This is a genomic window from Nocardia sp. NPDC050435 (assembly GCF_040655395.1).
GTDB lineage: Bacteria > Actinomycetota > Actinomycetes > Mycobacteriales > Mycobacteriaceae > Nocardia.
The window spans coordinates 573,710-600,377 of the sequence record NZ_JBFAJW010000002.1; the positions used below are offsets into that span (position 1 = coordinate 573,710).

27 protein-coding genes are annotated in these 26,668 nt (G+C 68.7%); 12 read left to right on the top strand and 15 right to left on the bottom strand.

Features of this window, described 5'->3' with window-relative positions:
* Nucleotides 1–17 precede the first annotated feature (17 nt).
* The gene (locus AB0I43_RS07010; protein WP_356971951.1) at nt 18–692 is read right to left on the bottom strand and encodes a S1 family peptidase; all 675 of its coding nucleotides are present in this window, start codon (nt 690–692) and stop codon (nt 18–20) included.
* A 466-nt stretch (nt 693–1,158) separates the two neighbouring features.
* Here AB0I43_RS07010 and AB0I43_RS07015 point away from each other — a divergent pair, with 466 nt between their 5' ends.
* The 9 genes from AB0I43_RS07015 to AB0I43_RS07055 all read left to right on the top strand — a co-directional run bounded on the left by AB0I43_RS07015 (nt 1,159) and on the right by AB0I43_RS07055 (nt 10,777).
* Entirely contained in the window at nt 1,159–2,010 is an 852-nt protein-coding gene (locus AB0I43_RS07015) for an ABC transporter permease (protein WP_356971952.1), read from the top strand.
* 4 nt (nt 2,011–2,014) lie between these two features.
* Nucleotides 2,015–2,878 (top strand): ABC transporter permease, encoded by an 864-nt coding sequence (locus AB0I43_RS07020; RefSeq protein ID WP_356971953.1) that lies wholly within the window; start codon nt 2,015–2,017, stop codon nt 2,876–2,878.
* 6 nt (nt 2,879–2,884) lie between these two features.
* Entirely contained in the window at nt 2,885–4,363 is a 1,479-nt protein-coding gene (locus AB0I43_RS07025) for an MCE family protein (RefSeq protein WP_356971954.1), read from the top strand.
* Nucleotides 4,364–4,436: 73 nt separating this feature from the next.
* Nucleotides 4,437–5,465, top strand: a complete 1,029-nt coding sequence (locus AB0I43_RS07030) for an MCE family protein (protein ID WP_356971955.1) — start codon at nt 4,437–4,439, stop codon at nt 5,463–5,465.
* The gene (locus AB0I43_RS07035) at nt 5,465–6,460 is read left to right on the top strand and encodes an MCE family protein (protein WP_357431602.1); all 996 of its coding nucleotides are present in this window, start codon (nt 5,465–5,467) and stop codon (nt 6,458–6,460) included. Before AB0I43_RS07030 ends, AB0I43_RS07035 begins: the two co-directional genes overlap by 1 nt.
* The gene (locus AB0I43_RS07040) at nt 6,457–7,566 is read left to right on the top strand and encodes an MlaD family protein (RefSeq protein ID WP_356971957.1); all 1,110 of its coding nucleotides are present in this window, start codon (nt 6,457–6,459) and stop codon (nt 7,564–7,566) included. The genes AB0I43_RS07035 and AB0I43_RS07040 overlap by 4 nt, the downstream gene beginning before the upstream one ends.
* Nucleotides 7,563–8,663 (top strand): MCE family protein, encoded by a 1,101-nt coding sequence (locus tag AB0I43_RS07045; RefSeq protein WP_356971958.1) that lies wholly within the window; start codon nt 7,563–7,565, stop codon nt 8,661–8,663. The genes AB0I43_RS07040 and AB0I43_RS07045 overlap by 4 nt, the downstream gene beginning before the upstream one ends.
* Nucleotides 8,660–9,838, top strand: coding sequence for an MlaD family protein (locus tag AB0I43_RS07050; RefSeq protein WP_356971959.1), 1,179 nt, complete (start codon nt 8,660–8,662; stop codon nt 9,836–9,838). The genes AB0I43_RS07045 and AB0I43_RS07050 overlap by 4 nt, the downstream gene beginning before the upstream one ends.
* Before the next feature lie 123 nt (nt 9,839–9,961).
* Entirely contained in the window at nt 9,962–10,777 is an 816-nt protein-coding gene (locus AB0I43_RS07055; RefSeq protein ID WP_356971960.1) for a hypothetical protein, read from the top strand.
* Nucleotides 10,778–10,856: 79 nt separating this feature from the next.
* Here the strand turns inward: AB0I43_RS07055 and AB0I43_RS07060 are convergent, their stop codons facing one another.
* From AB0I43_RS07060 to AB0I43_RS07110, 11 genes are all read right to left on the bottom strand, one after another.
* Nucleotides 10,857–11,423: an RNase H family protein gene (locus AB0I43_RS07060; protein WP_356971961.1), complete on the bottom strand. Its 567-nt coding sequence runs from the start codon at nt 11,421–11,423 to the stop codon at nt 10,857–10,859.
* Between the two features lie 10 nt (nt 11,424–11,433).
* The gene (locus AB0I43_RS07065) at nt 11,434–11,904 is read right to left on the bottom strand and encodes an SRPBCC family protein (RefSeq protein ID WP_356971962.1); all 471 of its coding nucleotides are present in this window, start codon (nt 11,902–11,904) and stop codon (nt 11,434–11,436) included.
* Nucleotides 11,905–11,995: 91 nt separating this feature from the next.
* Nucleotides 11,996–13,204: an L-2-hydroxyglutarate oxidase gene (gene lhgO, locus AB0I43_RS07070; RefSeq protein ID WP_356971963.1), complete on the bottom strand. Its 1,209-nt coding sequence runs from the start codon at nt 13,202–13,204 to the stop codon at nt 11,996–11,998.
* Nucleotides 13,201–13,878 carry a hypothetical protein gene (locus AB0I43_RS07075; protein ID WP_356971964.1) on the bottom strand — a complete coding sequence of 226 codons (678 nt, stop codon included), beginning with the start codon at nt 13,876–13,878 and terminating at the stop codon, nt 13,201–13,203. The genes lhgO and AB0I43_RS07075 overlap by 4 nt, the downstream gene beginning before the upstream one ends.
* Before the next feature lie 370 nt (nt 13,879–14,248).
* Nucleotides 14,249–15,040 (bottom strand): TIGR03084 family metal-binding protein, encoded by a 792-nt coding sequence (locus AB0I43_RS07080; RefSeq protein ID WP_356971965.1) that lies wholly within the window; start codon nt 15,038–15,040, stop codon nt 14,249–14,251.
* Nucleotides 15,041–15,159: 119 nt separating this feature from the next.
* Nucleotides 15,160–16,515 carry a hypothetical protein gene (locus AB0I43_RS07085; RefSeq protein ID WP_356971966.1) on the bottom strand — a complete coding sequence of 452 codons (1,356 nt, stop codon included), beginning with the start codon at nt 16,513–16,515 and terminating at the stop codon, nt 15,160–15,162.
* Nucleotides 16,516–16,564: 49 nt separating this feature from the next.
* Nucleotides 16,565–17,629 (bottom strand): PrsW family intramembrane metalloprotease, encoded by a 1,065-nt coding sequence (locus tag AB0I43_RS07090; protein ID WP_356971967.1) that lies wholly within the window; start codon nt 17,627–17,629, stop codon nt 16,565–16,567.
* Nucleotides 17,626–18,249 (bottom strand): hypothetical protein, encoded by a 624-nt coding sequence (locus AB0I43_RS07095; RefSeq protein WP_356971968.1) that lies wholly within the window; start codon nt 18,247–18,249, stop codon nt 17,626–17,628. The genes AB0I43_RS07090 and AB0I43_RS07095 overlap by 4 nt, the downstream gene beginning before the upstream one ends.
* Nucleotides 18,250–18,379: 130 nt before the next feature.
* Entirely contained in the window at nt 18,380–19,525 is a 1,146-nt protein-coding gene (locus AB0I43_RS07100; RefSeq protein ID WP_356971969.1) for a DUF6596 domain-containing protein, read from the bottom strand.
* The gene (locus tag AB0I43_RS07105; RefSeq protein WP_356971970.1) at nt 19,522–19,929 is read right to left on the bottom strand and encodes a YciI family protein; all 408 of its coding nucleotides are present in this window, start codon (nt 19,927–19,929) and stop codon (nt 19,522–19,524) included. Before AB0I43_RS07105 ends, AB0I43_RS07100 begins: the two co-directional genes overlap by 4 nt.
* 25 nt (nt 19,930–19,954) lie before the next feature.
* On the bottom strand, nt 19,955–20,452 hold the full coding sequence (locus AB0I43_RS07110; RefSeq protein ID WP_356971971.1) for a pyridoxamine 5'-phosphate oxidase family protein: 498 nt from the start codon (nt 20,450–20,452) through the stop codon (nt 19,955–19,957).
* A 257-nt stretch (nt 20,453–20,709) separates the two neighbouring features.
* Between AB0I43_RS07110 and lon the strand changes: the two genes are divergently transcribed.
* The gene (gene lon, locus AB0I43_RS07115) at nt 20,710–23,049 is read left to right on the top strand and encodes an endopeptidase La (RefSeq protein ID WP_356972254.1); all 2,340 of its coding nucleotides are present in this window, start codon (nt 20,710–20,712) and stop codon (nt 23,047–23,049) included.
* An 81-nt stretch (nt 23,050–23,130) separates the two neighbouring features.
* Here lon and AB0I43_RS07120 read toward each other — a convergent pair whose 3' ends face one another.
* Together AB0I43_RS07120 and AB0I43_RS07125 are read right to left on the bottom strand one after the other, a co-directional pair.
* Nucleotides 23,131–23,577 (bottom strand): PaaI family thioesterase, encoded by a 447-nt coding sequence (locus AB0I43_RS07120; RefSeq protein ID WP_356971972.1) that lies wholly within the window; start codon nt 23,575–23,577, stop codon nt 23,131–23,133.
* A gap of 53 nt (nt 23,578–23,630) precedes the next feature.
* Nucleotides 23,631–24,191, bottom strand: a complete 561-nt coding sequence (locus AB0I43_RS07125) for a TetR family transcriptional regulator (RefSeq protein WP_356971973.1) — start codon at nt 24,189–24,191, stop codon at nt 23,631–23,633.
* A 73-nt stretch (nt 24,192–24,264) separates the two neighbouring features.
* On the opposite strand from AB0I43_RS07125, the gene AB0I43_RS07130 reads away from it, so the two are divergent.
* Complete coding sequence (locus tag AB0I43_RS07130) at nt 24,265–25,320, top strand: DNA polymerase IV (RefSeq protein WP_356971974.1); 1,056 nt, start codon at nt 24,265–24,267, stop codon at nt 25,318–25,320.
* A gap of 3 nt (nt 25,321–25,323) precedes the next feature.
* Here AB0I43_RS07130 and AB0I43_RS07135 read toward each other — a convergent pair whose 3' ends face one another.
* A complete protein-coding gene (locus AB0I43_RS07135; RefSeq protein WP_356971975.1) occupies nt 25,324–25,566 on the bottom strand; it encodes a hypothetical protein in 243 nt (80 codons plus the stop codon).
* A gap of 81 nt (nt 25,567–25,647) precedes the next feature.
* Between AB0I43_RS07135 and AB0I43_RS07140 the strand changes: the two genes are divergently transcribed.
* Nucleotides 25,648–26,643 (top strand): oxidoreductase, encoded by a 996-nt coding sequence (locus tag AB0I43_RS07140; protein ID WP_356971976.1) that lies wholly within the window; start codon nt 25,648–25,650, stop codon nt 26,641–26,643.
* Nucleotides 26,644–26,668: the final 25 nt, after the last annotated feature.

Here is a 26,668-nt window from a genome sequence, read left to right on the forward strand (position 1 = left end):
TTCGTCGTTCCGTAGGACTAGATCGGCCGGAAACCGGCGCCGACGCCGCCGCGGCCGTTGATGTCGTCCATGATCGTGCTCATGTTGGTGCCGACCTCGGGACCGAAGCAGGCCAGCGCGAGGTAGGCGTTCACCATGCCGACCAGCGTGGATCCGACCACCACGGGCGCGCCGGAATCACCTTCCACGACGCACATCTGGGTCCAGGTCTCGATCTTGCTGTCGAAGATGTCGCCCCAGACCAGGCCGCAGGTGTTGCCGGTGGTCCGGCCCTCCTTGCAGACGATCTGCGGGAACTGTGCCGGCGCACCGATGTTGGTGATCGTCACGCCGCCGATCCGGTTGACCGGCACGATGCGGCCCGGCTCGAACTGGATGACCGCGTAGTCCAGATCGTGGTTGGAATACACGAATCTGCCGATGACGCCCGCGTCGCGGTCCGACTCGGCGTACACCTGCGCACCCGGGTCGCCGCAGTGTCCGGCGGTGAGCCCGACCAGCCGGCCCGCGCCGTCGTATCCGACGGTGGTGACAGTGCATTCGAATTGGTTGTCGATGATGATCCCGGAGCCACCACCCAGGACCGGCGGAGCGGGCGCGGCTTGCGCGACTCCGGCGCCCGTCCCGAGCAACGCCGCACCCAGGGCTACGGCGAAGACGGCGTGAGCCGCCTTGGCGAGTTTGCTGAACATGTCCCTCCAGACGTCGGAAGCCCGCACGATATCAATCTGTCGCACCCATCGTGTCAGTATTCGGTCTCGGGCGCGTCATGTACGGGTGGGTGTCGCTGATAGCGAAGCTCTATTGAAACCGTTTCGGCGGCCGCGAGTTTTGTATTTCGGACCCGACATCCGATTGTCGAATTGGTTATCGAAAACAAAGCTTTTTTAGATGAAAATTTTCCTTGTAATCACTCGGAGATACCCCCGACCTGGCTGTAACGCCGCAGGTGAACTGTAACCCGTTCTAGAAGACCGGCAGTCTTTTTGGGGCACTTCCCAAATGATGGACACGCGTCCCTGGCTTTTCTGTGCGTAGTGACATCAATCTATGACTGCAATCACATGACCATGGTGTGTTCTGCACTACTCCGTAGTAAGGTGCGTCAAGCAAACAGTCGTCGGGGTTGTCCAACCTGGCGTCGAGAGGGGATAGCGAGTGCAGTCGACCAAGAGCCCACCGAGGTCACGGTTCAGTGATGCGGTCGATTGGACGAGGGGTTACTGGGAGGACCATCCGAAGAAGTCGCTGGAGACCTTCGGCCGCCAGATCACCATGGGAATCTCTGCGGTCGCAGAGCTTTTCGTCGCGATCTTCCGCCGCCGCTTCCCCTTCAACGAATTCGTCCGGCAGTGCGCCTTCATGGCCAACGTCGCGGCGGCCCCGACCCTGTTGGTGGCCATCCCGATCGGCGTCATCGTCTCGATCCAGGTCGGCGCGGTCGCCGGCCAGGTCGGCGCGACCTCGTTCATCGGCGCGGCCAACGGCCTCGGCATCATCCAGCAGGGCGCGCCCCTGGTCACCTCGATCATGATCGCCGGTGCGGTCGGCTCGGCCATCTGCGCCGATCTCGGCTCCCGCACCATCCGCGAGGAGATCGACGCGATGAAGGTCATGGGCGTGGACCCGATGCGCCGCCTGGTCGCCCCGCGACTCGGCGCGGCCATGCTGGTCAGCGTCCTGCTCTGCGGCTTCGTGGTTTTCGTCGGCTTCCTGACCGGCTACATCTTCAACATCTTCGCCCAGGCCGGTACGCCCGGCTCCTACATCGGCACCTTCTCCTCCTTCGCGGTCACCTTCGACCTGTTCGTCGCGCTGCTCAAGTCGCTGATCTTCGGCCTGCTCGCGGCGATCATCGCCTGCGACACCGGACTCAACACGCGCGGCGGCCCCGGCGGTGTCGCCAATTCGGTGAACTCGGCGGTGGTGTCCTCCGCCATCATGTTGTTCGGAGTGAACCTCATCATCACCCAGATCTACAGCGTTCTCTTCCCCCCACAGGTGGTCTGAGCAGGTGTCCTCAACTTATGTGCCGCCGCTGCTGCGGCCCCTTCAGCAGTTCAAGCGCGCCGGGCGCGCCCCGGTCGACCTGCTCGCCCGCCTGGGCCACCAGGTCTTCTTCTTCCTGCGCTCGCTCGGCTCGATCCCGTTGGCGCTCAAGCACTACCCCAAGGAGGTCTGGCGTCTGCTCTCCGACGTCACCTGGGGCAACGGCAACCTGGTGGTCGGCGGCGGCACCATCGGCGTCGTCGTCATCCTGAGCGGTTTCGGCGGCATGACCGTCGCCATCCAGGGCTACACCTCGCTGAATCTGCTGGGCCTGAGCCCGATCACCGGCGCCATCTCCGCCTTCGCCACCACGCGTGAACTCGGACCGCTGCTGGCCTCGCTGGCCTTCGCCGCGCAGGCCGGGTGCCGATTCACCGCGCAGCTGGGCGCGATGCGCATCTCCGAGGAGATCGACGCGCTGGAATCGATTGCCATCCGGCCGCTTCCGTACCTGGTCAGCACCCGCATCTTCGCCGCCATCGTGGCGATCGTGCCGCTGTACTGCCTGGGCCTGGCCGTCGCCTACATCTCCTGCTCGCTGACCGTGCAGCTGATCGGTGGCACCGCCTCGGGCACATACGCGCACTACTTCTATCAGTTCCTGATACCCACCGACGTGCTCTACTCGTTGATGAAAGCGATCCTCTTCGTCGCGATCACCACGTTCATCCAGTGCTACTACGGCTTCTTCGCCTCGGGTGGCCCGGAGGGTGTGGGTGTCGCGGCCGGCCGGGCGATCAAGATGTGCATCATCCTGGTCGTCTTCGCGGACCTGTTCATGACGTTGGCGATCTGGGGCGTCGACGCCGGCATCCGGATATCGGGGTAGGGCGAGATGATCATTGATCCGAGTGGGCGCGGGCCCACGATGCGGCAGCTGCTGCTGGCCGGCGTGGCGGGACTCATCGTCTTCGCGCTGGTGCTGGGCTTCCTGATGGCCCGCTACCGCGGCTATTTCGTGCCGAAGGTGAACGTCGTCGCGGCGCTCACCACCACCGGTGACGGGCTGCCCGAGAAGGCCGACGTGAAGTTCCGTGGCGTGCTGGTCGGCGCGGTCAAGGGCGTCGACGTGGCGGCGAAGGGCGAACTGCAGGAGGTGCGGATCGAGCTGAAGCCCGAGCTGGCCGAGGGCGTTCCGTCCAATGTCACCGCGCGCGTGGTGCCGTCCAACCTGTTCGCCGTCACCTCGGTCGAGCTGGTCTTCAACGGCCCCTCCGACGAATTCCTGCGCGAAGGCTCGGTGATCCAGGAGGACCGCAGCGAGGGCACCATCGCGCTGCAGGACACGCTGACCTCCGTGCAGCGCGTGCTCGACAAGATCGACCCGGTGCAGTTCGGCCGCGTGCTCGGCACGCTGTCGCAGGCGCTGGACGGCAGCGGCCGGATGCCCGGCTCGACCGTCGAGCGGCTGGACCGCTGGCTGCTGTCGGTGGACGAGTCCATCCCGGATCTCGGTGTGATGCTGGGTGATTTCTCCGAGTCGTTCCGGGCGCTGAACCAGTCCGCGCCGGAACTGCTCGACGTGGTGAACAGCTCGGTGCAGACCGCGCGCACCATCGCCGATCGCCGGGCCCAGCTGGTCGCGCTGATCACCGGCACCAGCTCGACCGTCGACAAGGTGAACGACCTGTTCGCGCGCAATCCCGATGTGGGCAAGCAGCTCACGACGGGCACCGCCGACATGTTCGGCGCGCTGGCCGCGGATCCGCAGGCCATCACGCAGGCGATCCTGAACCTGGGCACCTCCACCAACAAACTGCAGTCCGTGTTCACCTGGGGCCCGCAGCAGCAGATGGTGTGGAACCTCGGGCTCACCTTCACCCCGTACAAGCCGTGGACCGCCGCGGACTGCCCGCGCTACGGCGAGCTGGCCGGCCCGAGCTGCGCCACCGCCCCGACCGAGGCGGTGCTGCCGCCGCTGCCGGAGAACCTGAAGCCGCGCCGGCTGGATTCCTCGGTCGGCCTGCCGGCCTTCGTGCCGGTGCCCGGCATGCCGATGATCCCGGGCCTGACCACCGAGGGCGCGCCCGCGCCGACGGCGCAGGACCCGACCAAGCCGTTCTCGGGCACCCCGCTCGAGGGCCTGTTCCCCTGGCTGCCGGGCCTGCTCGGCGGACAGCCCGCGGCTCCGCCGGCACCGGCCGAGCAGCCCGCGCCGGAGGTCAAGCCGGCCGCCGCACCCATTTCCTACCAGGGCGAGGACGCGATCATCCAGCTGCTCGGCCGCAAGCCGACCGCTACGGAGCTGCTGCTGTTGAGCAACATCATGAGGAACGGGACCCTGCAAGTGACTCCAGCCGGTGGTGGCCAGTGAGTGAGCGGAGCGAACGAACCATGTGCCAGTGCGCGATGCGCATGCCGCAGTCGAGCGCTAGCGAGGCGGAGGCATGAGTATCAAGAAACCGCTGATCGGCTTCACACTGTTCGCCATCGTCTCGGTCCTGGTGACCGTGGTCGTCTGGAACACCCTGGCGCGCATCGTGCCCGGCGACACCCGCACCTACTCGGCCGTCTTCACCGACGTGCTGGGGCTGCGGGAGGGCGACGACGTCCGGATGGCGGGCGTGCGGGTCGGCAAGATCGAGAAGATCGAGCTGGACACCAAGAACAACGCCCAGGTGACCTTCATCGTCCAGTCCGATCAGACGCTCTACGACGACACCAAGGCGCTGGTCCGCTACCAGAACCTGATCGGCCAGCGCTACGTGGCGCTGGCGCCCGGCAAGGCGTCCGCGCCGCAGCCGCTGAAGAACAAGTCGACCATTCCGCTGGAGCGCACCGAGCCGTCCTTCGATGTCTCGGCGCTGCTCAACGGCTTCCAGCCGCTGTTCCAGGTGCTGCAGCCGGACCAGGTGAACCGCCTGTCGGAGACCTTCATCCAGGCCCTGCAGGGCGACGGCGTCTCGCTGAGCGCGTTCGTCACCCAGGCCGCGGCCCTGGCCACGGACTTCCAGCGGCGCGACGCCATCCTGACCGATGTGATCGTCAACCTCTCGGGCGTGATGCAGGGTCTGGCCAAACGAGGTGATGAACTGGAAACCCTGGTGACCCAGACCCGTTCGCTGATCGGCGGGCTCTACGAGCAGGGGCAGTCGCTGCAGACCTCCACCGTGGCGATCGCGGACGCGACCGGCTCGCTGGTCGACATGGTCGGCAAGATCCAGCCGAAACTGCAAGCCGCGCAGAACTCGACCTCCGCGGCGCTGACCCTGCTGATCAACACCGGCGCGCAGCTGGACCAGGCGGCGGTCGACCTCCCGGCGATTCTCGCCAACGCGGGTATCTTCACTTCCGAAGGCACCTTCGCCAACGCGTACATCTGCCGCCTGGACGTCTCGCTGTACGGCGTGCTGTTCCCGCGCGGCCTCTTCAACCAGATCGGTGGCAACTCCCAGTCGGCGGTGTGCAGGCCATGATGACCAAACTCAAGCGCAGATTCGACAACAACCGCTTCTTCTGGCTGGGCATCCTCGGTGCCGCCGTGGTCGTGGTGCTGCTGGTGGTCTCCAGCGCGTTCCGGCTGCTCGGCGTGGGCGACCAGACGGTCAAGGCCGAGTTCGCCCAGGCGGCCGGCATCCGGGTGGGCGACAAGGTCGACGTGGCCGGCGTGCCCGTCGGCACCGTCGCCGGGGCGAAGATCGAGGGCGACCACGTCGTGCTGGATCTCAACGTCAACAGCGATCTGAAGCTGGGCCCGGACGCGCGCGCGTCCATCAAGATGGCCACGCTGCTCGGCGCCCGCTACGTCGACCTGGAACCCGGCGACGGCTCCGGCCTGCCCGGCAAGCGGATCCCGAAGTCCAACACCGACGTTCCGTACAACCTGGCCGACGTGGTGCAGATCGGCACCCCGAAGTTCGAGCAACTCGACACCAAGAAGCTCAACGAGTCGCTGAACGTGATCAACCAGGAGCTCAGCAATCCGGAGCTGATGGCGCAGGCGCTCGACTCGGTCGGCGCGATCGCCAAGGTGATGGACGCCCGCAAGACCGAGGTGGACGGCCTGCTCAAGGATCTGAACAAGGTCACCCAGCTGCTCGCCGACAATCGCAACAGCGTGCTGCTGATCATCACCCAGGGTGAGGCGATCGCCAACCGGGTGATGGAACGCCAGGGTCTGCTGCGCCAGCTGCTCGACAACGTGGCGACGCTGACCCGCCAGTTGCAGGAGCTGGGCGCGGAGAACGACGGCCAGCTCGGCCCGACGCTGGACCAGCTCAACACCGTGGCCGAGGGCCTGCAGAAGAACAAGGACAACCTGGACCGCCTGCTGTCCATCGCGCCGACCTCGGTGCGGTACCTGGCCAACGCCTGGGGCGGCAACGGCAACTACGCCGAAGTCGGTCTGCCGTGGCTGTTCCCGGACAACTGGCTGTGCTTCGCCCAGGTCGTGGAGGGGTGCCAGGGATGAACGTGAGGACTCTGTTGCGGAACCACAAGCTGCGCCGCTCGATCATGCTGGGCGCGACCGCCCTGGCGATCGGCAGCTGCTCGGTGATCCCGAGTTCGGTGAACGACGCGCTCGGCACCACCACCCGCGTCACCGCCGACTTCGAGAACATCGCGGGCATGTACGAGGGCAACCCGATCACGGTGCTCGGGTTGCAGGTGGGCAAGGTCGACAAGATCGTGCCCAAGGGCACCTTCGTCGAGGTGCACATGTCCATCGACAACGACACCAAGATCCCCAAGGACGCGATCGCGGCGATCATCTCGCCGTCGATCGTGACCGACCGGCACATCGAGCTGACGCCGGTCTACACCGGCGGCGACACGCTGAAGGACGGCGAGCACCTGCCGCTGCAGCGCACCCGGACCCCGGTCGAGCTGGACACGATGATCAAGACCATCGACCAGTTCGCGGCGGCGCTCAAGCCGCAGGAGGGTCAGGAAGGCGTCGGCGCGCTCTCCGGCCGGGTGCTGTACCCGCTGGCCAACGGCAACGGCGAGAAGATGCGCGACACCCTCAACGCGCTGTCCGGCGCGTTGAAGGTGGGCGTCGACAACAAGGACGCGGTCTCCAACGTCATCATCAAGCTCAACGAGCTGACCACGATGCTGGCCGAGAACGACCAGTCCGTGCGCGATTTCAGCAACCGGATGACCCAGATGACCGGCCTGCTGGCCGAGCAGGCCCCGGGCCTGGAAGCCACGCTGCAGCAGATCAACGACTTCCTGGCCAACACCAGTGGGGTCTTCGTGCAGTACGAGGACAAGCTGTCCGGCACGCTCACCGGACTGACCACGGTCACCAACCAGCTGCGCGCCAACGCCTACGGTCTCACCGAGATCGTGGACGTGGCCCCGACCCTGCTGCAGAACATGAACATGGTGGTGAACCGCGAGAAGGGGTTCATCCGCCTGCACGGCGTGCTCGGCACCGCGCTCAGCGGCGAGATCGTCAGCCTGTTCTGTGAGCGGATCCAGATGCGGGCCGACGGCTGCCGCACCGGCAATATGCAGGACTTCGGGCCGGACTACGGTCTGACCGCGGCGCTGCTCGGACTGACGAAATGACGAAGCGTATGCAGAAGGCGCGTAAGGCGATCGTGGCGCTCGCGGGTGTCGCCGCGATCGGTATCACCTCCGGGTGCGGGTTCACGGTGGAGGATCTGCCGCTGCCGAAGCCGGGTCCCGGTGACGACACCTACACCGTGCAGGCGGTGTTCGAGAACGCGCTGAACCTGCCGGACCAGGCGAAGGTCAAGATCGGCGGTTCCGATGTCGGTGTGGTCACCAACATCAAGACCAAGAACTTCCAGGCCGTCGTCGATCTGACCATCCGCGACGACATCGAACTGCCCAAGGGCAGCACGGCCGAACTGCGGCAGGCGACGCCGCTCGGCGACGTGTTCGTCGCGGTCTCCAAGCCGAAGACCGAGCCGGGCGCGGAGATGCTGAAGGACGGCGACACGCTGCCGCTGGATGTCACCTCGGCCGGCGCCACCGTCGAGGAACTGCTGATCTCGGTCTCCATGCTGTTCAACGGCGGCGGCATCGCCAGCCTGAGCCGGCTGACCTCGGAGCTGGACTCCATCGTCGGCGGCCGCGGCGAGCAGCTCGGGCACCTGATCAAGGAAATGACCGGCGTGGTCGGCAGTCTCAACGCCAACACCGAGCGCATCGACAGCGTGCTCGCGAACTTCTCCACGCTGGCCACCACCATCGAGACCCGGCACAACGAGCTCGGCGAGGTCGCCGACACGCTGCCGCAGATGATCGGCGCGGTGGCGGAGAACAACAAGGCACTGGGGGAGCTGCTCACCAAGGTGGCCACCACCAGCGCCGCGCTCGGCGACTTCTCCAACACCACCGGCGACCAGCTGGGCGACCTGCTGGTGAACCTGCGCAGCCTGATGGACGCGCTCGCCGCAACCGGCGACAAGTTCGGCTGGGCTCTGGATCAGCTGCACGAGATCCGGCCCAAGGCGGACGCGAGCTTCAAGGGTAAGTCGCTGGCCACCTACGTCACCCTGAGCCAGCTCGACATCGGCCTGCTGACCGACCCGCCGAACAGCAAGATGATCGACCTGCACGACCTGTCGGACTTCACCGGCAGCTTCATCCAGGTGCTGCAGGTGGTCCAGAACCGGGTGCAAGGGGGTCACCGGTGAGTCGCGTCGGAAACGCTCTGCGCAGCAAGCTCTTCCTGTCCAACCTGGGCCTGATCCTGGTGCTCGTCATCGGCGCCACCTATCTGCTGATCAGCATCATGCGGATCAATCCGCTGCAGGAGACCTACAAGGTGACCGTGCAGCTGGATCGCTCCGGTGGTCTGCAGCCCGGCAACGACGTCACGCTGCGCGGATACCGCATCGGCAAGGTGGAGTCGATCAAGCTGACCGACCGCGGCCAGTCGATCGCGGCGACCGCGGTGATCGATTCGGACTACCGGATCCCGGCGGACACGGTGATCTCGGTGCAGGCGCTGTCGGGCGTCGGTGAGCAGTACATCGACTTCCGACCCGCCGGCGAGCAGGGCCCGTACCTGCGCGACGGCGAGGTGATCGGATTCGACGCGGGCAAGATCAAGACCCCGACGCCGGTCTGGTCCGTGCTGGACAACACCACCGCGCTGATCTCCCAGGTCGACCCGGACAAGTTCGCGGTCATCCTGTCCGAGCTCGACATCGCGCTCAGCGGCGGCCCGGACCAGCTGCGCGGCCTGATCAACGGCGTCAGCCTGGCCGCCTACGGCCTGGACAATCTGCTGCCGCAGACCACGAACCTGATCTCGAACCTGCGCACGATCACCGAGACCACCTCGCACGCGCAGCCCGACCTGGCCACGCTGACCGCGAATTCGGGTGTGCTGTTCGATCAGTTCAACAACGCCAACGCGGAACTGCAGGTGATCCTGGATCAGGCGCCGGGCCAGTTCACCAGCCTCGGCGCGGTGCTGGATCGCACCGCCGATCCGATCACCAGCCTGGCCGCGAACTTCTCGGCCATCACCAAGGCGGCGCAGCTGCGCACCCCCGCGCTGCGGGCGTTGTTCCCGTCGCTGGCCCTGGGTCTGGACGCGCTCGCCGTGCCGGCCCACGACGGCGAATTCCACACCATCCTCGATATCTGGCCGCGGCCGACCTGCTACTACGACACCCCGCCGGTGCGCAACGAGGTCGTCTCGGACAACACCATGCCCAAGTGGAACTACTGTGCGAACCCGCCTCCGGGTCAGCAGATCAGGGGCGCGGCCAACGCGCCGCGTCCAGACGTGCCGAACAACGGCGCGCAGATGCCGCCGAACGCGGATCCGAACGAACGGACCCTGCCGCCGGTGAGGTGAGTTACACCCCGTCCGGCGGTACCGACACCGGACGGGGCATACTCGCAGCAACGCGTACGGTTCGCCCAGGTGAGCCGCTAGCCGATCGGTGCCATGCGCACCGGGAAAGTGCAGGTTGTATCGATGTCCAAGGACGACGCCGACACCAATAAAGACGCCGAGATCACCGAGCCGGCCGCCGCGACCGACGCCGCGGCTACCGAGAAGATCGAGGCCGAGGGCTCCGCCGCCGCCGAGAAGACGGCCGAGGCCGAGACCGCCGCGGTGACGGCGAAGCCGGACTTGGCCAAGAAGCCCGCCAAGCAAGCCAAGGCCGTACCGCAGGCCTCGGATTTCACGAGCTCCGCCGGCAATCGCAAATCGAGCATGGTGCCGATCATCGCCGCGTTCGCGGCGGGCATCCTGCTGGTCGCCGCGGTGACCGCGGTCGTGGTGTTCGCCATGCAGGCGAACAAGAAGAGCGACGAGCTGGCCGCCGTGGACGCCGCCACCAAGGCGGCCTGCGCCTTCGGCCGCGACGTCTCGGTCTACGACTACTCCAAGGACCTGGACGGCTACTTCAAGAAGGTCAAGGCCGGCGCCACCGGCGAGTTCCTCAAGGAATTCGACGATGCCACCAAGGCACTGAACGACGCCATGGTGCAGGCCCAGGTGAAGTCTTGGACCGACAACGTGGAGTGCGGCTTCCAGTCCGGCGACACCGAGCAGGCCAAGGTGCTGGTCACCCTGACCCAGTACCGCACCAACTTCACCCAGACCAACCCGGACCGGCAGTACGTCGCGATCGTCGCGGACCTGCAGTACACCGACGGCATGTGGAAGGTGGGCAAGCTGGATTCCCCGATGCTCAAGGGCGCGGGCTCCGGCCTTCCGGGCGCGACCAACCCGGCCCCCCAGGAAACCCCCGCTCCCGCCCCGGCCCCGGCTCCGGGCAACTGACGGACCGCACAGCAACAGAAAGAGCCTCCGGTTCAGTGGGTCCCAGTACCACTGAACCGGAGGCTCTTCTTGTAGCGGCTCAGAACAGGGTCAAGGTCTGAGCCGCCGCAGGCGCGGACGCCTTGCCCGGGGTCGGTGCCGGGCTCGGTTGCGCCACCGGTGCTGGTTCGGCGACCGGCTTCTCCACTGGCAGCGCCGTCTCGGGGCCAGACCCTGCCGCTGCGGCCTTGCGTGCTGCTTCCCCAGCCAGCACGTCGGCCTTTTCATTGAAGTAATTGCCCACGTGGCCGCGCACCCAGCGGAACCGCACCGGCCCCGGACGGGTCGCGATGGCCCGATCGATCTGCTTGATGATCTCGACGTTCTTCACCGCGCCGCCGCTGGCCGTGCGCCAGCCGTTGAGCCGCCAGCCGTTGATCCACTCGGAGGAGCACTTGATGGCGTAGAGCGAATCGCTCTCGATGAACAGCGGTTCGGCGCCCGGGTGCGCGATGATCGCCTCGTAGACGGCGCGCAGCTCAGCGATCTGGTTGGTGCCCGACGCGGCTCCGCCGCTGTTGGACCCGCTCTGATGGTTGACCCAGGCCCAGCCGATGGCACCGCCGGGATTGCGGAGGCAGGATCCGTCGGTGCTCACGATGATCATGGCTGGCACCCTACGCAATCCGGCCGACAAGATCGGTACCGTGGAATTCCTCTATCTCCCTTCGCAATTGCGACTCGGTGCGGCGAAGCGCCGAGCGCACCGCGGAGTCCACCAGGCGGGCGCACACGCGGCCGGGGAACCCTCGCGGAGCAGCGTACTCCGCTTCCGAGGTGAGCACCGAACGCCCGTAGCCGAGCGGGTCGAAGCGTAGGGTCAAAGTGCCCGGCAGCGCGCCGCGCAGGGTGTAGCCGATCACCACGTTGCGGCGGTATTCGGTGATCTCGCAATCCAGGACCGGCCGCCAGAGGGCGACGCGGGCGGTCGCGGCGTACCGGGCGCCCAGGCCCTGGTCGTGTTCGCCGACCGGGTCGAACGCGGCGACGGCGAACATCCAGTACGGCACGAAGACATGGTTGTCGGTGTAGCTGAACGCCGCTTCCACCGGTGCGCCGACGTCACTCGCGTACTTGATGTGGCCCATGAGGCCCTCCCTGCCCGATGTTCGGCGACGATCCCCGGCAGGGACAAAAGTACTACAGCTCTCCTCTTTAATCCGCGATATCGCGAATCCTTCAGTCGCGTAGCAGATCCACGATGTGCGCGGCGATCGGCTGGGCCGAGGTCGCGGCGGGGGAGGGGGCGTTGAGCACGTGCACCATTCGCGCCGTGCGCTCGATCATGAAGTCGTGCACCAGGGTGCCGTCGCGCAGCACCGCCTGGGCGCGGATCCCCGCCTCGCGGGGCCGCAGGTCGGCCAGCGTCAATTCCGGGCAGTAGCGGCGGCATTCGGCCAGGTAGCCGCGTTTGAACAGGGAGTTGCGCAGTTCCCGGGCGCCGGTGCGCAGATGCTTGCGCGCGACGCGGTGCAGGCCGCGATACCCCAGCGCCTCGCGGGCGTCGCGCAGGTTCACGCTGCCCTTGCGGTAGCCTTCGCGGGCCAGGCCGAGCACGGCGTTCGGCCCCACCGTCAGGCCGCCGTCGATGGTCGGGCTCAGATGGACGCCCAGGAACGGCAGGCTCGGATCCGGCACCGGATAGATCAGCGTGCGCACCAGGTCTTTTCGCTCCGGCGGCAGTTGGTAGTACTCGCCGCGGAAGGGCACGATGCGGAAATCGACCGGCAATCCGGCCAGCCGGGCCATGCGGTCGGCTTGCAGGCCCGCGCACACGATCAGCTTGCGCGCCGTCCAGGAGCCGGCCGGGCCCGCCGCGGTCACCGCGGCACCGGTTTCGGTCAGCGCGGTGATCTCCGTGTCCAGCTGGATCGTCCCGCCCGCCGCCCGCACCGAATCCGCCAGCGCCGCAACCACCCTGGAGAAGTCGATGATGCCGGTGCCGGGAACGTGCAGGGCGCCGACGCCGCGCACCCGGGGCTCGCGGCGGCGCAGCTCGGCGGCGTCGAGCAACTCGACCTCGACGCCGTTGGTGACCGAGCGCTCGTGCAGGGCCAGCATCCGCCGATGCTCCGCGGCATCGGTGGCTACCAGCAGTTTTCCGCACACCTCGAACGGAATGCCCTGGGCCGCGGCGAAATCCTTGGTCCACTTCGCGCCGCGCCGGCACAGCTCGGCCTTGAGACTGCCCGGTTCGTAATAGATGCCGGAGTGGATGACGCCGCTGTTGTGGCCGGTCTGGTGAGTGGCCAGCGCCGCGGATTTTTCCAGCAGCACCAGGTCGGCGCCGGGATAGCGGCGCAGTATCTCGTGTGCGGTGGCGACGCCGACGATGCCGCCGCCGAGAACGCAGAAATCGTAGGTGGTGGAGGTTGCCGCCGACGTCACACGGTAATGGTGCCAGGTGCGGGCGGCGCCGTGGGTTGTGGTGCGGTTTCCGGGCTTTCGGCGTGCTCGGCCGGTGCCGGGTTGCGGTTCAGCTGAATCGCGTGCTCGCCCAGCGCCGGATCCGAGAAGACCAGGGTGACCCCGGCGCGGCCATCGAATTCGGTGCTCAGCCGGGTGACGCCGGGCAGGTCCGGCTGCGCGTCCAGACCCTCGCGAATCGGACCGGACCGCAGGAGGCCGGACAGCGTCGAGAACAGGTTGGTGTCGACGCTGAGTGCGAAGGTGTTGGTGTGCGACGGGGCGATCTGCGCCCCGACGTAGGTGGTGTCACCGAGCCGCAGCGTGCCCGCCAGTGCGGCGGGCGCCGCCGGCGTGACCGTGAAGACCTGTGGGACAACCTCTTCCGGCTGTTTCACCGGGGCACGGAAGGCCACGGGCAGTGACCGGTGCTGGGCGGCGAGCAGTACGGCCGGGGCCTCGGATTCCCGCGCGGGCACCGGTGCGGCGGGTGCGCGGTGCTCGGCGGCCGGTGGCGGCGCGGACTGCGCCTGCTGGAGATCGGTCATCTGGGTCATGATGTACGCGCCGGCCGCGCCGGTGAGCCCGATACTCGCGGCACCGGCGAGCACGATGGCGGTATGCCGGATGACCTGGGCAGGATTGTGTGCGTGCACGATGCTTCCCCTTCCCTGGGCGCCCCTCTTCTCCCCTGACGACGACCCGCATCGTTGAAAGCCGTACGCCCGTCCAGGTTACGTGCCCGAGCCGGAGGCGTGCGCGTCCCTGCGAGCAGGATCACAACCTGCGTACGGCAGGTGTGAAGTCACCTCGGCCGGGTAATTCCATCCGGCATGTTTCCGGAACGCGTCCGGCGGGTAAATACAGAGGTAGCTGGCGAGCGTCATCCTCGACTGCCACATCGAGACACCCGGCCAACGGCGTCCGGCCGACACGAACGGCGCACCCAAGTGTGATGCTCGCCGGCTCCCGAACATTCCGATCGGGGCCGGGTGCGAGTCCGGCCGGGCCGCGCGCCCGGCCGGATCAGCCGAATTGCCCGGCGGTACGCCCGGTTCCGGTGGGTCCCGCGAAGGCCTGCGCGATCGTGAGCCAGTGCGCGGCCGCCGCCCCCGTGGCCCGCAGCCCCAGATCATCCCGATGTCGCCGCTGGGTCACCAGCAGGCAGAAGTCCACGGCCGAGCCGCTGACGCGCTCCGCGGCGTCCTCCGGACCCCAGGTCCAAGTCGTGCCGTCGGGCGCGTCGAGTTCCACCCGGAATTCCGTCTCCGGCGGCGTCTCGCCGCGCACCTGGTAGGCGAAGTTCCGGGTGCGGACCCCGATGTGGGCGATGCTGCGCAGCCGCGTCGTGGGCACGCGGGTGACGCCGAGCGTGTCGGCGACGTCCTGACCGTGCGCCCAGGTCTCCATGAGTCGTGCGGTGACCATCGAGGCGGTGCTCATCGGCGGACCGAACCAGGGCAGCTTGGTGCCGGCGGGCACCGCGCGCAGCGCGGCGGTCAGGGCGGCCCGGCCGGCGCGCCAGCGTTTCAGCAGGTCGGCGGGAGCTGCCGTGGCGGCCTCGGCCGCGGCCTCGTCGACGAAGGTGAGCACCTTGGGCGCGGCCTCGGCGACCAGGAGCTGGAAGCGCTCGGCGTCGCTCGCGGCGAGGGTGGCGACCTCGTCGGTCCAGGCGAGGTGACCGATCTGGTGGGCAATGGTCCAGCCCGCGGCGGGCGTGTCCCGGGCCCACTCGGCCGGGGCCAGCGGGGCGACCAGGGATTCCAGGTCCGCGCTCTCGGCGGACAGATCGTCGAGCAGCGCCTCTAGGTCAGCCATGTTTCCTCGGGGGGTGCGGGCGCGCTGCGACGCGCGCCGGTGCCGATCAGCATCGCAGCGGCCGAGTAAAAATGCAAGCACGCCTGCTTGTTATTGCGGAGCGACCCCGGAAAACCCGATCACCACCCGAAAAGCACCAGGTGGGCCGCGCCGACCACCAGCCCGAGCACCGCGCCGTGCAGATACAGCAGCCACGCGTCCTGCTCGACCGAGGCGTAGAACATCTCCATGAACTCGCCCGGGCTCAGCTCCTGCAACTTGCGCGCGGCGAACTCGTCGATCTTCTTCGCCTGCTCGCGCGCGAACTCCTCGTCCGCGATCATGCTCGGCGCCAGGCCCACGGCGGCGCCCGCCGCGCCCACCTTCAGATTGTCGAACTGCCGCTTGCCGAACGCGGCGCGCACCATCGAGGTGGTCGGACCCAGCTGGCGGTGGATCTCGTCGGAGACCAGGCGCTCGATCAGCTGACGGGTCTTGTCGCCATTGGGGCCGTCGAGCAGTTCGCCGGCCAGGTTCGGCAGCGTCAGCACCTGGTAGGCCAGGATGTGCGCCAGATCCGTCGCGGCCTGCGGCTGCCGCTTGGCCAGCAGCGCCTGCCGCCACAGGTACCGGTAGCGCGGCTGCGGATCGCCCGGCTCGAACACCATCTTGACCGCGATCACGTTGACGATCACGCCGATGGCCGCCGAGGCGGCCAGCACGATCAGCCACGCGGGCAGCCAGCCGAGCACCGGGATGCTGTGATGCACATGCAGATACAGCGCCAGCAGCAGGCCGAACGGCGCGCCGAGCAGGCCGATCCGCACCATGAACTTCAGCTCGGGGGCCGCGATGGTGGTGGTCAGGTCCTTGAGGATGTACGGGTTGTCCTGCAGGTAGCGGATGACGAAGCTCTTGATATCGATGAGCTGATCGATGTTGTCGCCGAGGGTCTCGAAGGCCCGCTCGCACAGCCGGGGCAGTTCCCGGTCGATGCGCTGGTAGACCACCTGCCGCACCTGGCGCGGCACGGTGCGCCACAGCTCGGGGTTCTCCCGGTACATGATCTCGTCCACGATCGGGCGCACCTGGGCGCGCGCGAGCTCGGCGATGTAGTCGGCGATGCCGTCGAGGTCGAGTTCGTGGATGAAATCGCGCGGGCTGCCGATCCGCATCAGTGCCTTGTCGACACAGATGCTGGCCATCTTCTCCGCGCGGGCCGGGATGAAGCCCTGGAAGCCGAGCCGCCGGCCGTCGCCGGAGAAGGTGGGCAGCACCTGCACCCGGCGTGGGAAGTACGGGTACAGCAGGTGCAACCCCGGAATCCGGATACCACGGAACTGCACCGGCCAGAACAGCATCAGCACGCCGGTCCAGTTGGTGAGCCAGCCCGCCAGCGCGCTGAAGATCGGGAACGTGACCAGCTCGACCACGAACTTGGACTGCCCGGTCAGCTGCTCCCAATCGATGAACACCCCGGACGCGAGTGTTGCCATCGTGGTTCCCCCTAGCGGCCTGACCTGAGAAGTTAAGGCCCCAACAGTCTCATTGGCTTCGCCGGGGTGTCAACGCGGCCGAGGCGTGCAGGTAGCTGCCGAACCCCTGCACCCAGTCCAGCACCCGCCGCTGCCGCCGCCGCAGGTCGTGCGGGCTCGGGCCGCCCGGGCCGAACCGCTGCCGGGCGGCGGCGCGCGCCATCCGGCGGCTGCGGCGGGTGAGCAGGAGGGCGGGCTCCTCGGCCGGGGCGAGCCCGCGCTCGACGGCGGTGGCGACGGTGGACCGGAACCAGCGCCGCTCGGCGCGCAGCACCGAGGTGTAGATCACCGCGAAGATCAGCAGCGCCGCGATCATCCGGAGCAGCACGATCGCCAGGGCGTAGCTGTCGCGCGGCTGCGGCGAGTCCCACAGGAAGTGGAAGAGGACTCCGAGCAGATAGAACAGCACGAACACCCGAACCCGCTGGGCCATCGGCCAATCCGCGCGGGCGACGGCCTGCACGATGCCGATGCCCGCCAGGGCGGTGAGCATCCAGTGCGAGGTGACCCCGGTGACCAACCGCAGCGCACCCACCAGGACGGCGTCGGCGGCGTTCGGCTGCGCCGAGCTCAGCCCGGCGTTCGCCTCGTAGGTGGCGTTCTCCACGACCTGGAAGCCGAGGCCGGTGCAGCCGCCGAGCAGCAGGCCGTGCATCGGCCGCCACAGCAGCGTCCGCCAGAGCCAGGCGACCGTGCACACGCCCAGGCCCTTGATCGCCTCCTCGACGATCGGAGCGGAGATCGCGGCCTGCCAGTTGATGGCGAACGCGTCGCCGAAGAGGTTTCGGATGATGGCGAGATTGTGATCGTTGGCCCACATGGCGATGCCCGGCCCCGCCAGCGCGCCCCACAGAAACCCCATGATCAGGGCGCGCACGATCCAGATCCGGGCCCGCAGCCGGTCCAGGTGCAGCACGATCGCCCCGAAAACCAGCAGGCCGGCGAGCACGAAGGGCGCACCGACCAGGCTGTCCCGCCAGGTCAGCACCAGCACCGGCAGCAATTGGAACAGCAGGCCGAGCGCGCCCGTCAGCAGCGCCGCGCAGTAGACCCAGAAGACCGGGGATCTTCTCACGACTTGGTGACCCGCAGGGTCTCGACGATCGCGTCCAGCCGGTCCAGCGTGGCGTCGTCGCCGCGCAGCACCAGCGTCACCGCCAGGTTGTCGTTGCCGAGGATGGCGCACACCCCTTTCACGTCGGTGCCGCGGCACACCGGCCCGGCGAAGCCGTGGTCGTTCCACATCTCCCAGTCGCGGTCCCATTCGGCGGGAAAGCCTTGGACGCGCAGCACTTTCAGCCGCCAGGACGCCGCCTGGGAGAAATCGGTGACGCCGTTGATCACGCTCACGGCGAGTACCAGATCGTCGCGGCTGAGCAGCGCGGCCGAGCCGTCGCCGGTCGGGTGGCGGTCCCAGCCGTCCACCCCGGCGAAGCTGATCGTGTCGGGTTCCTCGCCCGCGGCGCTGAGTTCGATCACGGAGTCGCTGTGCTGCGGGGTCTGGCGCTGCGGGATGAGCGCGGACACGAGGGCGGGCACGCCGATCAGCGCGCCGAGCACCACGAGCACGATGGCGGCGATCCGCCAGTCCCGCCGCTGTGGCGGCGGCGCCTGTAGGACGTCGGCCATCCGAAGCGAGGGATCTCGCCATGCGGGATCCGGATCCCAGTCTTCGTGTGGCACGCCACTGCTCATGTTCACGCTCCCGCTCGGCTTCTATCGCCTGAAGTAACCGAAGAAAACTGGCCATAAGCTGCGGCTCAGTACGCCCAACGATAGGGCAGGGCAGGGGCCGTTCCGGTGAGCGACGCGGTGCGGGCCGGGCTCAGGAGCGCAGCAGTTGCCGCACCCGGGCCGCTTCGCGGGTGAGGTGGTCGCGCTCGGGCACCGTGCCGGCCGCCTGTGCGGCCGCGGCGTAGAGGGCGGCGGCCTGCTCGAGATCGCCGGCGCGCTCGTACAGATAGGCGCGAGCGGCGCTGTGGCGCGGCAACTCCGGATCCAGTTCGGCCAGCGCGGCCAGCCCGGCCCGGGGCCCGTCGGCCGCGCCGAGGGCCACCGCGCGGTTGAGCCGGACCACGGGACTGTCGGTGAGCCGCAGCAGTTCGTCGTACCACTCGACGATCTGCACCCAGTCCGTCTCGTCGGTGCTGCGGGCGTCGGCGTGCAGCGCGGCGATCGCGGCCTGGGCCTGGTATTCGCCCAGCCGGTCGTGGGCCAGCGCGTTCTGCAGGATCACGATGCCCTCGGCGACCAGGCCGGTGTCCCAGCGGGTTCGGTCCTGCTCGGCCAGCGGCACCAGCCGGCCGTCCGCGGCGGTGCGCGAGTCCCGTCGCGCGTGGTGCAGCAGCATCAGCGCGAGCAGGCCCGCGACCTCGGGCTCCCGGGTCGCGCCGGCCAGCTGGCGGGTGAGGCGGATGGCTTCGGCCGCCAGGTCGACATCGCCGCTGTAGCCCTCGTTGAAGACGAGGTAGAGCACGCGCAGCACGGTCGCCAGATCGCCGGGCTGGTCCAGCGGCAGGCCCGCGAGCCGCCGCTTGGCGCGGCTGATCCGTTGCGCCATGGTCGCTTCGGGCACCAGGTAGGCGGCGGCGATCTGCCGGGTCGTCAGACCGCCGGCGGCGCGCAGGGTCAGGGCGACCGCCGAGGCCGGCGGCAGCGTCGGATGCGCGCACAGGAAATACAGCCAGAGCGAATCGTCGGTGCCGCGCACCGGGCCCGCCTCCGGCTCGACCCGCACCGCGAGTTCGCGCCCCCGCCTGGCGGATTCGGCGCGGGCGGCGTCGAGGAACTTGCGCCAGGCGACCGCGACCAGCCAGCCCTTCGCGTCGCGCGGCGGATCCGCGGGCCAGGTTTCCAGCGCCCGGATCAACGCCTCCTGCACCGCGTCCTCGGCCGCCGCGAAATCGGCCCCGCGGCGGACCAGCACGCCGATCACCGCGGGGACGAGTTCGCGCAGCAGCGCCTCGTTCATTCGGTCACCGTGGGCAGCTCCCCGAAGAACGGCCGCAACTCGAGCCACTCCTGCACCGGCTTGCCGCCCGCGCCCGGCGCCGCGGACAGCTCGGCCGCCAGCTCCAGCGCCCGCTCATAGCTCTCGACGTCGATGATGGTCCAGCCGGCGATCAGGTCCTTGGTCTCCGCGAACGGCCCGTCGGTGACCGGCGGCCGGCCCTCGCCGTCCGAGCGGACGAAGGTGCCGCCCTGGGCCAGCGCGCGATGCTCGACGAACTCGCCGGTCGCCTCGAGGCGGGCGCCGAAATCCTGCATGTACTGGATGTGCGCGGTCACCTCCTCGGGCGTCCACTGGTCCATCGGGACGTCGTTGACCGAGGCGGGCGCGCCGCGGTAGTGCTTGAGCAGCAGGTACTTGGGCATGATGTCGCTCCTGGAGGTTGTCGGGTCAGGCGTGCAGGCGTTCGGCCCGCTGCTGGATCAGCTCTTCGACGGCGCTGGGCAGTGTGGTGTCGAAATCGATCAGCTTGACCCAGGTGGGGGTCACCACGATGCGGACCATGCCGTCGTAGAGCGCGTGCACCTCGGCCTCCCACTGGACGCGCTGCTCGGCGGTCATCTGGTAGGTGCCGTTGGTCTGCAGGTATTCCTCGGGGATCCCGTCCACCTCGTCCAGTTCCACGCGGCCGCGGATGAGCAGCAGTTTCGGCGGGTGCACCTCGGTGTCGATGGTGAGCGCCACCTGGGGATTCTGCCGCAGCGCGGGCAGCTTCGGGGCGTTCTTGGAGGTGCACAGCACGATCTGCGAGCCGTTCCAGGTGAAGCCGATCGGGATGTTGCGAGGCGTGCCGTCCTTGGCGACGTAGGCCAGCCGCACCAGGTCGCGGTGCAGCAGCTCCTGGCTGACGGGGCGGTTCAGGATCTCGGTGATCTCGGTCTCGTGCATCGGTCGTCTCCTTCGTGGGTTGCTCGTACCCCTGGGACGGAGCCGCGGACGCGTTCTCGACATCCCCGCGCGGAAACCTCGAGAATTTTCGATTCGGCCCTGGATTCGCTGTCAGCGAACGCGTGACCAGGACAGGAACAAACCGGAACCGTGCGGGGTTGACTGGGCATCGCTCAACTTTCAGAAGGGTCGAACACGTGACTACACCTCAGAACCTGCCGGTGCTGTTCCTGACCGATCCGATCGTGCTGCCGGGCATGGTCGTGCCCATCGAACTCGACGAAGCCGCGCAGGCCGCGATCGACGCCGCGCGGGCCGCGAAGGCCGGGCAGGTCCTCATCGCACCGCGCCTGGACAACGGCTACGCCTCCTACGGCGTGGTCGCCACCATCGAACAGGTCGGCCGGATGCGCGGCGGCGCGCCGGCCGCGGTCCTCAAGGCCGAACGCCGCGCGAAGATCGGCCACGGGGTCACCGGGCCGGGCGCGGCGCTGTGGGTCGAGGCCGAACCGGTCGAGGCCGGCGCCGCCGACGGCCGCACCCGCGAACTGGCCGCCGAGTACAAGAAGCTCGTGGTCTCGGTGCTGCAGCGGCGCGAAGCCTGGCAGATCATCGACGCGGTCAACCAGCTCGACGACCCGTCCGCGATCGCCGACACCGCCGGCTACGCCTCCTACCTGACCGCCGAGCAGAAGCGCGAACTGCTCGAAACCCCGGACGCCGCCGCGCGTCTGGCCGTCCTGATCGACTGGACCAAGGCGCACATCGCCGAGGCCGAGGTCACCGAGAAGATCAGCGACGAGGTCCGGGAGAACGTCGAGAAGACCCAGCGCGAATTCCTGCTCCGCCAGCAGCTCAACGCGATTCGCAAGGAACTCGGCGAGGACGAGCCCGACGGCGCCGACGATTACCGCACCCGGATCGAGCAGGCCGACCTGCCCGCCGACGTGCGCGAAGCCGCGCTGCGCGAGGTCGGCCGGCTGGAGCGCGCCAGCGACCAGAGCCCGGAATCCGGCTGGATCCGGACCTGGCTGGACACCGTCCTGGAACTGCCGTGGACGGTGAAAACCGAAGACAGCACCGATGTCTCGGCCGCCCGCGCGGTGCTGGACGCCGATCACCACGGGCTGGACGAGGTCAAGGACCGCATGGTCGAGTACCTGGCCGTGCGCGCCCGCCGCGCCCAGCGCGGGCTGGACGTGGTCGGCGGCCGCGGTTCCGGCGCGGTGCTGGTGCTGGCCGGTCCGCCCGGAGTCGGCAAGACCTCGCTCGGCGAGTCCGTGGCGCGAGCGCTGGGCCGCAAGTTCGTGCGCGTCGCCCTGGGCGGCGTGCGCGACGAGGCCGAGATCCGCGGGCACCGGCGCACCTACGTCGGAGCGCTGCCCGGCCGGATCGTGCGCGCGGTGAAGGAAGCGGGATCGATGAATCCGGTGGTGCTGCTGGACGAGATCGACAAGGTCGGCGCGGACTTCCGCGGTGATCCGGCGGCCGCGCTGCTCGAGGTGCTCGACCCCGCGCAGAACCACACCTTCCGCGATCACTACCTGGATCTGGATCTGGACCTGTCCGACGTGCTGTTCATCGCCACCGCGAACGTGGTGGAGTCCATCCCGGGCCCGCTGCTGGACCGGATGGAGCTGATCACCGTCGACGGGTACACCGAGGAGGACAAGGTCGCCATCGCCCGTGACTTCCTGGTGCCCCGGCAGCTGGAGCGCAACGCGCTGACCGCCGAGGAGGTCTCGATCACCGAGGCGGCGCTGCGCGAGATCGCGGCGAACTACACCCGGGAAGCCGGTGTGCGGCAGATGGAGCGGCTGGTCGCCAAGGCCCTGCGCAAGGCCGCGACCAAGCTGTCGGAGGTGCCGCCGCGGCTGGGCTACGACGCCGGGCTGGGTTACGACACCGTCGAAACCGATACGCGCGCAACGGCCCTGACCATCGATCTCGGCGACCTGAAGGACTACCTGGGCCGTCCGCGCTTCACCCCGGACGGGGTGGAACGCACCGCGGTCCCCGGTGTCGCGACCGGTCTGGCCGTGACCGGCATGGGCGGTGACGTCCTCTACATCGAGGCCAACGCCGCCGAGGGCGAACGCGCCCTGACCCTGACCGGTCAGCTGGGTGACGTCATGAAGGAGTCGGCGCAGATCGCCCTCACCTACGTGCGTTCGCACCTGGAGGAGATCGGCCTCGAGCCGAAGGTCCTGGACCGCAACATCCACATCCACTTCCCGGCGGGTGCGGTGCCCAAGGACGGTCCCTCGGCGGGCGTCACCATGGTGACCGCCCTGGTGTCGCTGGCCCTGGACCGGCAGGTCCGCGCGGATGTCGGCATGACCGGCGAGGTCACCCTCAACGGCCGGGTGCTGCCGATCGGCGGCGTCAAGCAGAAGCTGATGGCCGCCCAGCGCAACGGCCTGAAGACGGTGTTCATCCCGGCTCGCAACGAGCCGGACTTGGACGACGTCCCGGCCGAGGTGCTCGGGGCGCTGGACGTGCGTCCCGTCGCCGACGTGGCCGAGATCCTGGCCTACGCGATCGAGCCGGTGCGGGAACCGTCGCTGGACGCCCCGAAGTTCGCGGCCACCGCCTGACCGACGCCGAACGGGCCGGGTACGGAATGTTCCGTACCCGGCCCGCTCTCGTGGGCCGGGACCTCGTCGTCCCGGCGCGGATCAGCCCCCGGTCGAGTCGAGCTTGCGCTCCACGGTGCGCGTCGTCCCCTGCGCCACCGCGCACAGCACGGGCTCGGAACCGTCTGTCTCGGCATAGATCTCGCAGCTGACCACGGCTTGGCGGCGCGTGGTTCCGGTGACCTTCGCCTCGGCGCGCAGCCGGGCCCCGGCGGCGGGGCGCAGGTAGGTGACGCTGAAGCCGCCGGTGAGCACGTTGCCGCCGAGGACGGTGCCCGCGGCGAAGGTGAGGGCGTTGTCGGCGGCGTAGGCCAGCACGCCGCCGTGCACGAAACCGAACTGCTGGCCGAGCTGGGGACGGATGGGGATGATCAGCGTGGCGGCACCGTCGCCGAAGGCGGTGATCTCGGTGCCGACCAGTTGCGCGAACGGCTGGGCGGCCAGGATCTGCTGGGCCAGTTCGTGGTTCAGCGCGGTCGAGGTGGTCATCGGGGCTCCGTTCATCGGGGTGGTGCGTGCGGCCGGGCGCGGCGTTCCGGGGGTCAGCGGTCGTCGGCGCGCAGCGCGATCCAGGCGGCGTCGGCCAATTCCTTGCCGACGTCCTTGGGTGAGGTGCGCATGTCGCCGCCGAGCCACTGGCGGGCGTATTCCTGCGCCGGGCCCAGCCACAGCGCGTAGACGAGATCGAAGTCGAGGTCGCGGACGGCGCCGTAGCGGGCGTGCGTGCGCCACCAGCGATAGACGTTGGCGAAGAATTCCCGGTTGCTCTCGCTCTCGCGCACGCCGGGCGGGCGCGCCGAGGTGAGAACCTTTGCCCGGTACTGATTCTCGGTGATCCACCGCAGATGCTCACGCACGCCGGCGGTGACCCCCTCCTGCGCGTCGGTGCTCTGCCCGACCGCGACCCAGAAGTGCTCCTGGTAGTCGGCCAGCGCGTGCGCCCACACCTGCCGGTACAGCTCGGCCTTGTCCGGAAAGTGGTGGTAGAGCGCCCCCACGCTGGCTCCCGCGGCGTCGCGGATCTGCGTCAGCGTCGCCTCGAGCGCCCCGCGCTCGGCGAACTGCCGCTCGGCCGCCAGCAGCAACCGATCTCGAATCTTCATATCCAGAACTTAGTTCTGTTTTCGGTCCGCGCGCAAGCCCCGTCTTGTCGCCCCGGTGCGGTAGGAAGGAGGTATGGCCAGGTGGCTGCTGCATGTCGATCTCGACCAGTTCCAGGCGGCGGTGGAGTTCCGGCGCCATCCGGAGCTGCGCGGCAAGCCGGTGATCGTCGGCGGCAACGGCGATCCGAGCGAGCCGCGCAAGGTGGTGACGTGCGCGTCCTATCCGGCCCGGGCCTTCGGGGTGCGGGCCGGTATGGCCCTGCGCTCGGCCCAGCGCAGATGCCCGGAGGGCGTGTTCCTGCCGCTCGACATGGCCACCTACGAGGAGGCCTCCGAGGAGGTCATGGCGGTGCTGCGCGGCTTCCCCGGCCGGGTCGAGGTGTGGGGCTGGGACGAGGCGTTCCTCGCCGCCGACACCGATGATCCGGAGCGGCTGGCCGCCGAGATCCGCGCCGCCGTCGCCGAGCTGGATCTCACCTGCGCGATCGGCATCGGCGACAACAAGCTCACCGCCAAGCTGGCCACCGGTTTCGCCAAAGCGGTGAGCAAGTCCGATGCCCCCGCCGAAGGGACCGGCATGTTCCGGCTCACCGCCGAGAACTGGACCGAGGTGATGGCGCACCGCCCCACCAGCGCGCTCTGGGGCGTCGGCAAGCGCATCGCCGCCCGGATGTCGGAGCTCGGCATCGAGACCGTCGCCGATCTCATGGCCGCGGACAGGCAGCGCCTGGCCGCCGAATTCGGCCCGAACACCGGGCCGTACCTGTGGGTGCTCGGCCACGGCAAGGGCGACACCGACGTCACCACCGAGCCGCGGGTGCCGGTGGGCCGCAGCAAATCCGAGACCTTCCCGCACGATCTCACCGACCGGGCCGAGATCGAAGCCCAGGTCGCGCGCCTGGCCACCGAGGTCGCCGAGGAGATGGCCGCCGCAGGCCGCACGCCGTTCCGGGTGTCGGTCACGGTGCGCAGCAACACCTTCTACACCCGCAGCAAGCAGACCAAACTGCCGGAACCGACCACCGACGTGGCCGTCATCGTCGAGGCGGCCGTCCGCATCCTGGACCGTTTCGAGCTCGAGCGCCCGGTCCGCCTGCTCGGCGTGCGCCTCGAACTGCTGCCCGAATAGCGCTCAGCGCCAGCGATGGATGACGGCCACCGGTCTACCCGCGAAGTCGGCCGCGGTGACGGCCAGCCGCCAGCCCGCGTAGGCGCTGTCCTGCAGGAAGCCCTGGCCGGCGTCGACGTCGACCCAGGAGCCGTCGGGTAGCAGGCAGGTGCCGGCACCGATGTCGGAGAGCTGATTCCACGCGTCCACCCAACGCATTTCGATTTCCGCGGAGGAGACGTGGTCCGCGGGATCTTGGTGCGTCATGCGACCACACTAGGTTTCGCGCGGGGTTCTCTCCACCGGTGAATCCCACCAAGGCGCGGGCATCCTCGTATGCTCGGGGCCATGGAGTTCTGGGCGATGGTGGCACGCCGGTCGGACAGCGGAATCGAGCTGCGGCGCGAGCAGGTGGGCGAGGATTTCCTCGGCCCGGGCACCGTGACGATCAAAGTGCATTATTCGAGTGCGAATTTCAAGGACGGCCTGGCGGTCACCGAGGGCGGCGGTGTGGTCCGCGAGTACCCGATCGTGCCGGGCATCGACCTGACCGGTGAGGTGGTCGAGTCCGCGGACGATCATTTCGCGCCCGGCGATCAGGTGGTGGCCCACGGGTACGACATCGGCGTCGCGCACCACGGCGGGTTCGCCGAGTACGCGCGGGTGCCCGCGGAATGGGTGGTGAAGCTGGACAGGCTCAGCACCCGCGAGGCCGCCGCGCTCGGCACCGCCGGGTTCACCGCCGCGATGAGCGTGCAGGCCCTGCTGAACCGCGGGTTGACGCCGTCCGACGGTGCGGTGCTGGTCACGGGCGCGACGGGCGGCGTGGGCAGCGTGGGGGTCGACATCCTGGCCGGCCTGGGTTTCGAGGTGGTCGCCTCCACCGGCAAAGCCGATGCGGCGGAACTGTTGTCGAAGCTCGGCGCCGCGTCCGTGATCGGCCGGCTGCCCGAGGATCCGGACGCGAAACCGCGCCCGCTGTCGAAGACGCGCTGGTCCTCCGCGGTCGACAGCGTCGGCGGCAAGTCGCTCGCCTACGTGCTGAGCTCGATCGGCTACGGCGGCGCCGCCGCCGTCAGCGGTCTCACCGGCGGCGCCGAACTGCCCACCACCGTGCTGCCGTTCATCCTGCGCGGGGTCACGCTCATCGGCATCGATTCCGTGCAGTTCCCCATCGATCAGCGCCGCGACCTGTGGAACCGGCTCGGCAAAGAACTGAAGCCCCAGCACCTTTCGGAACTCGAGCACCTCGTCCCGGTCACCGAGGCCGCCGACGTCCTGCGCGCCATCCAGTCCGGAGCACACACCGGCCGCACCGTCCTGGCAGTCGCCGACAGCTTCTGACACAGACGGCATCGGCCCGATCGGA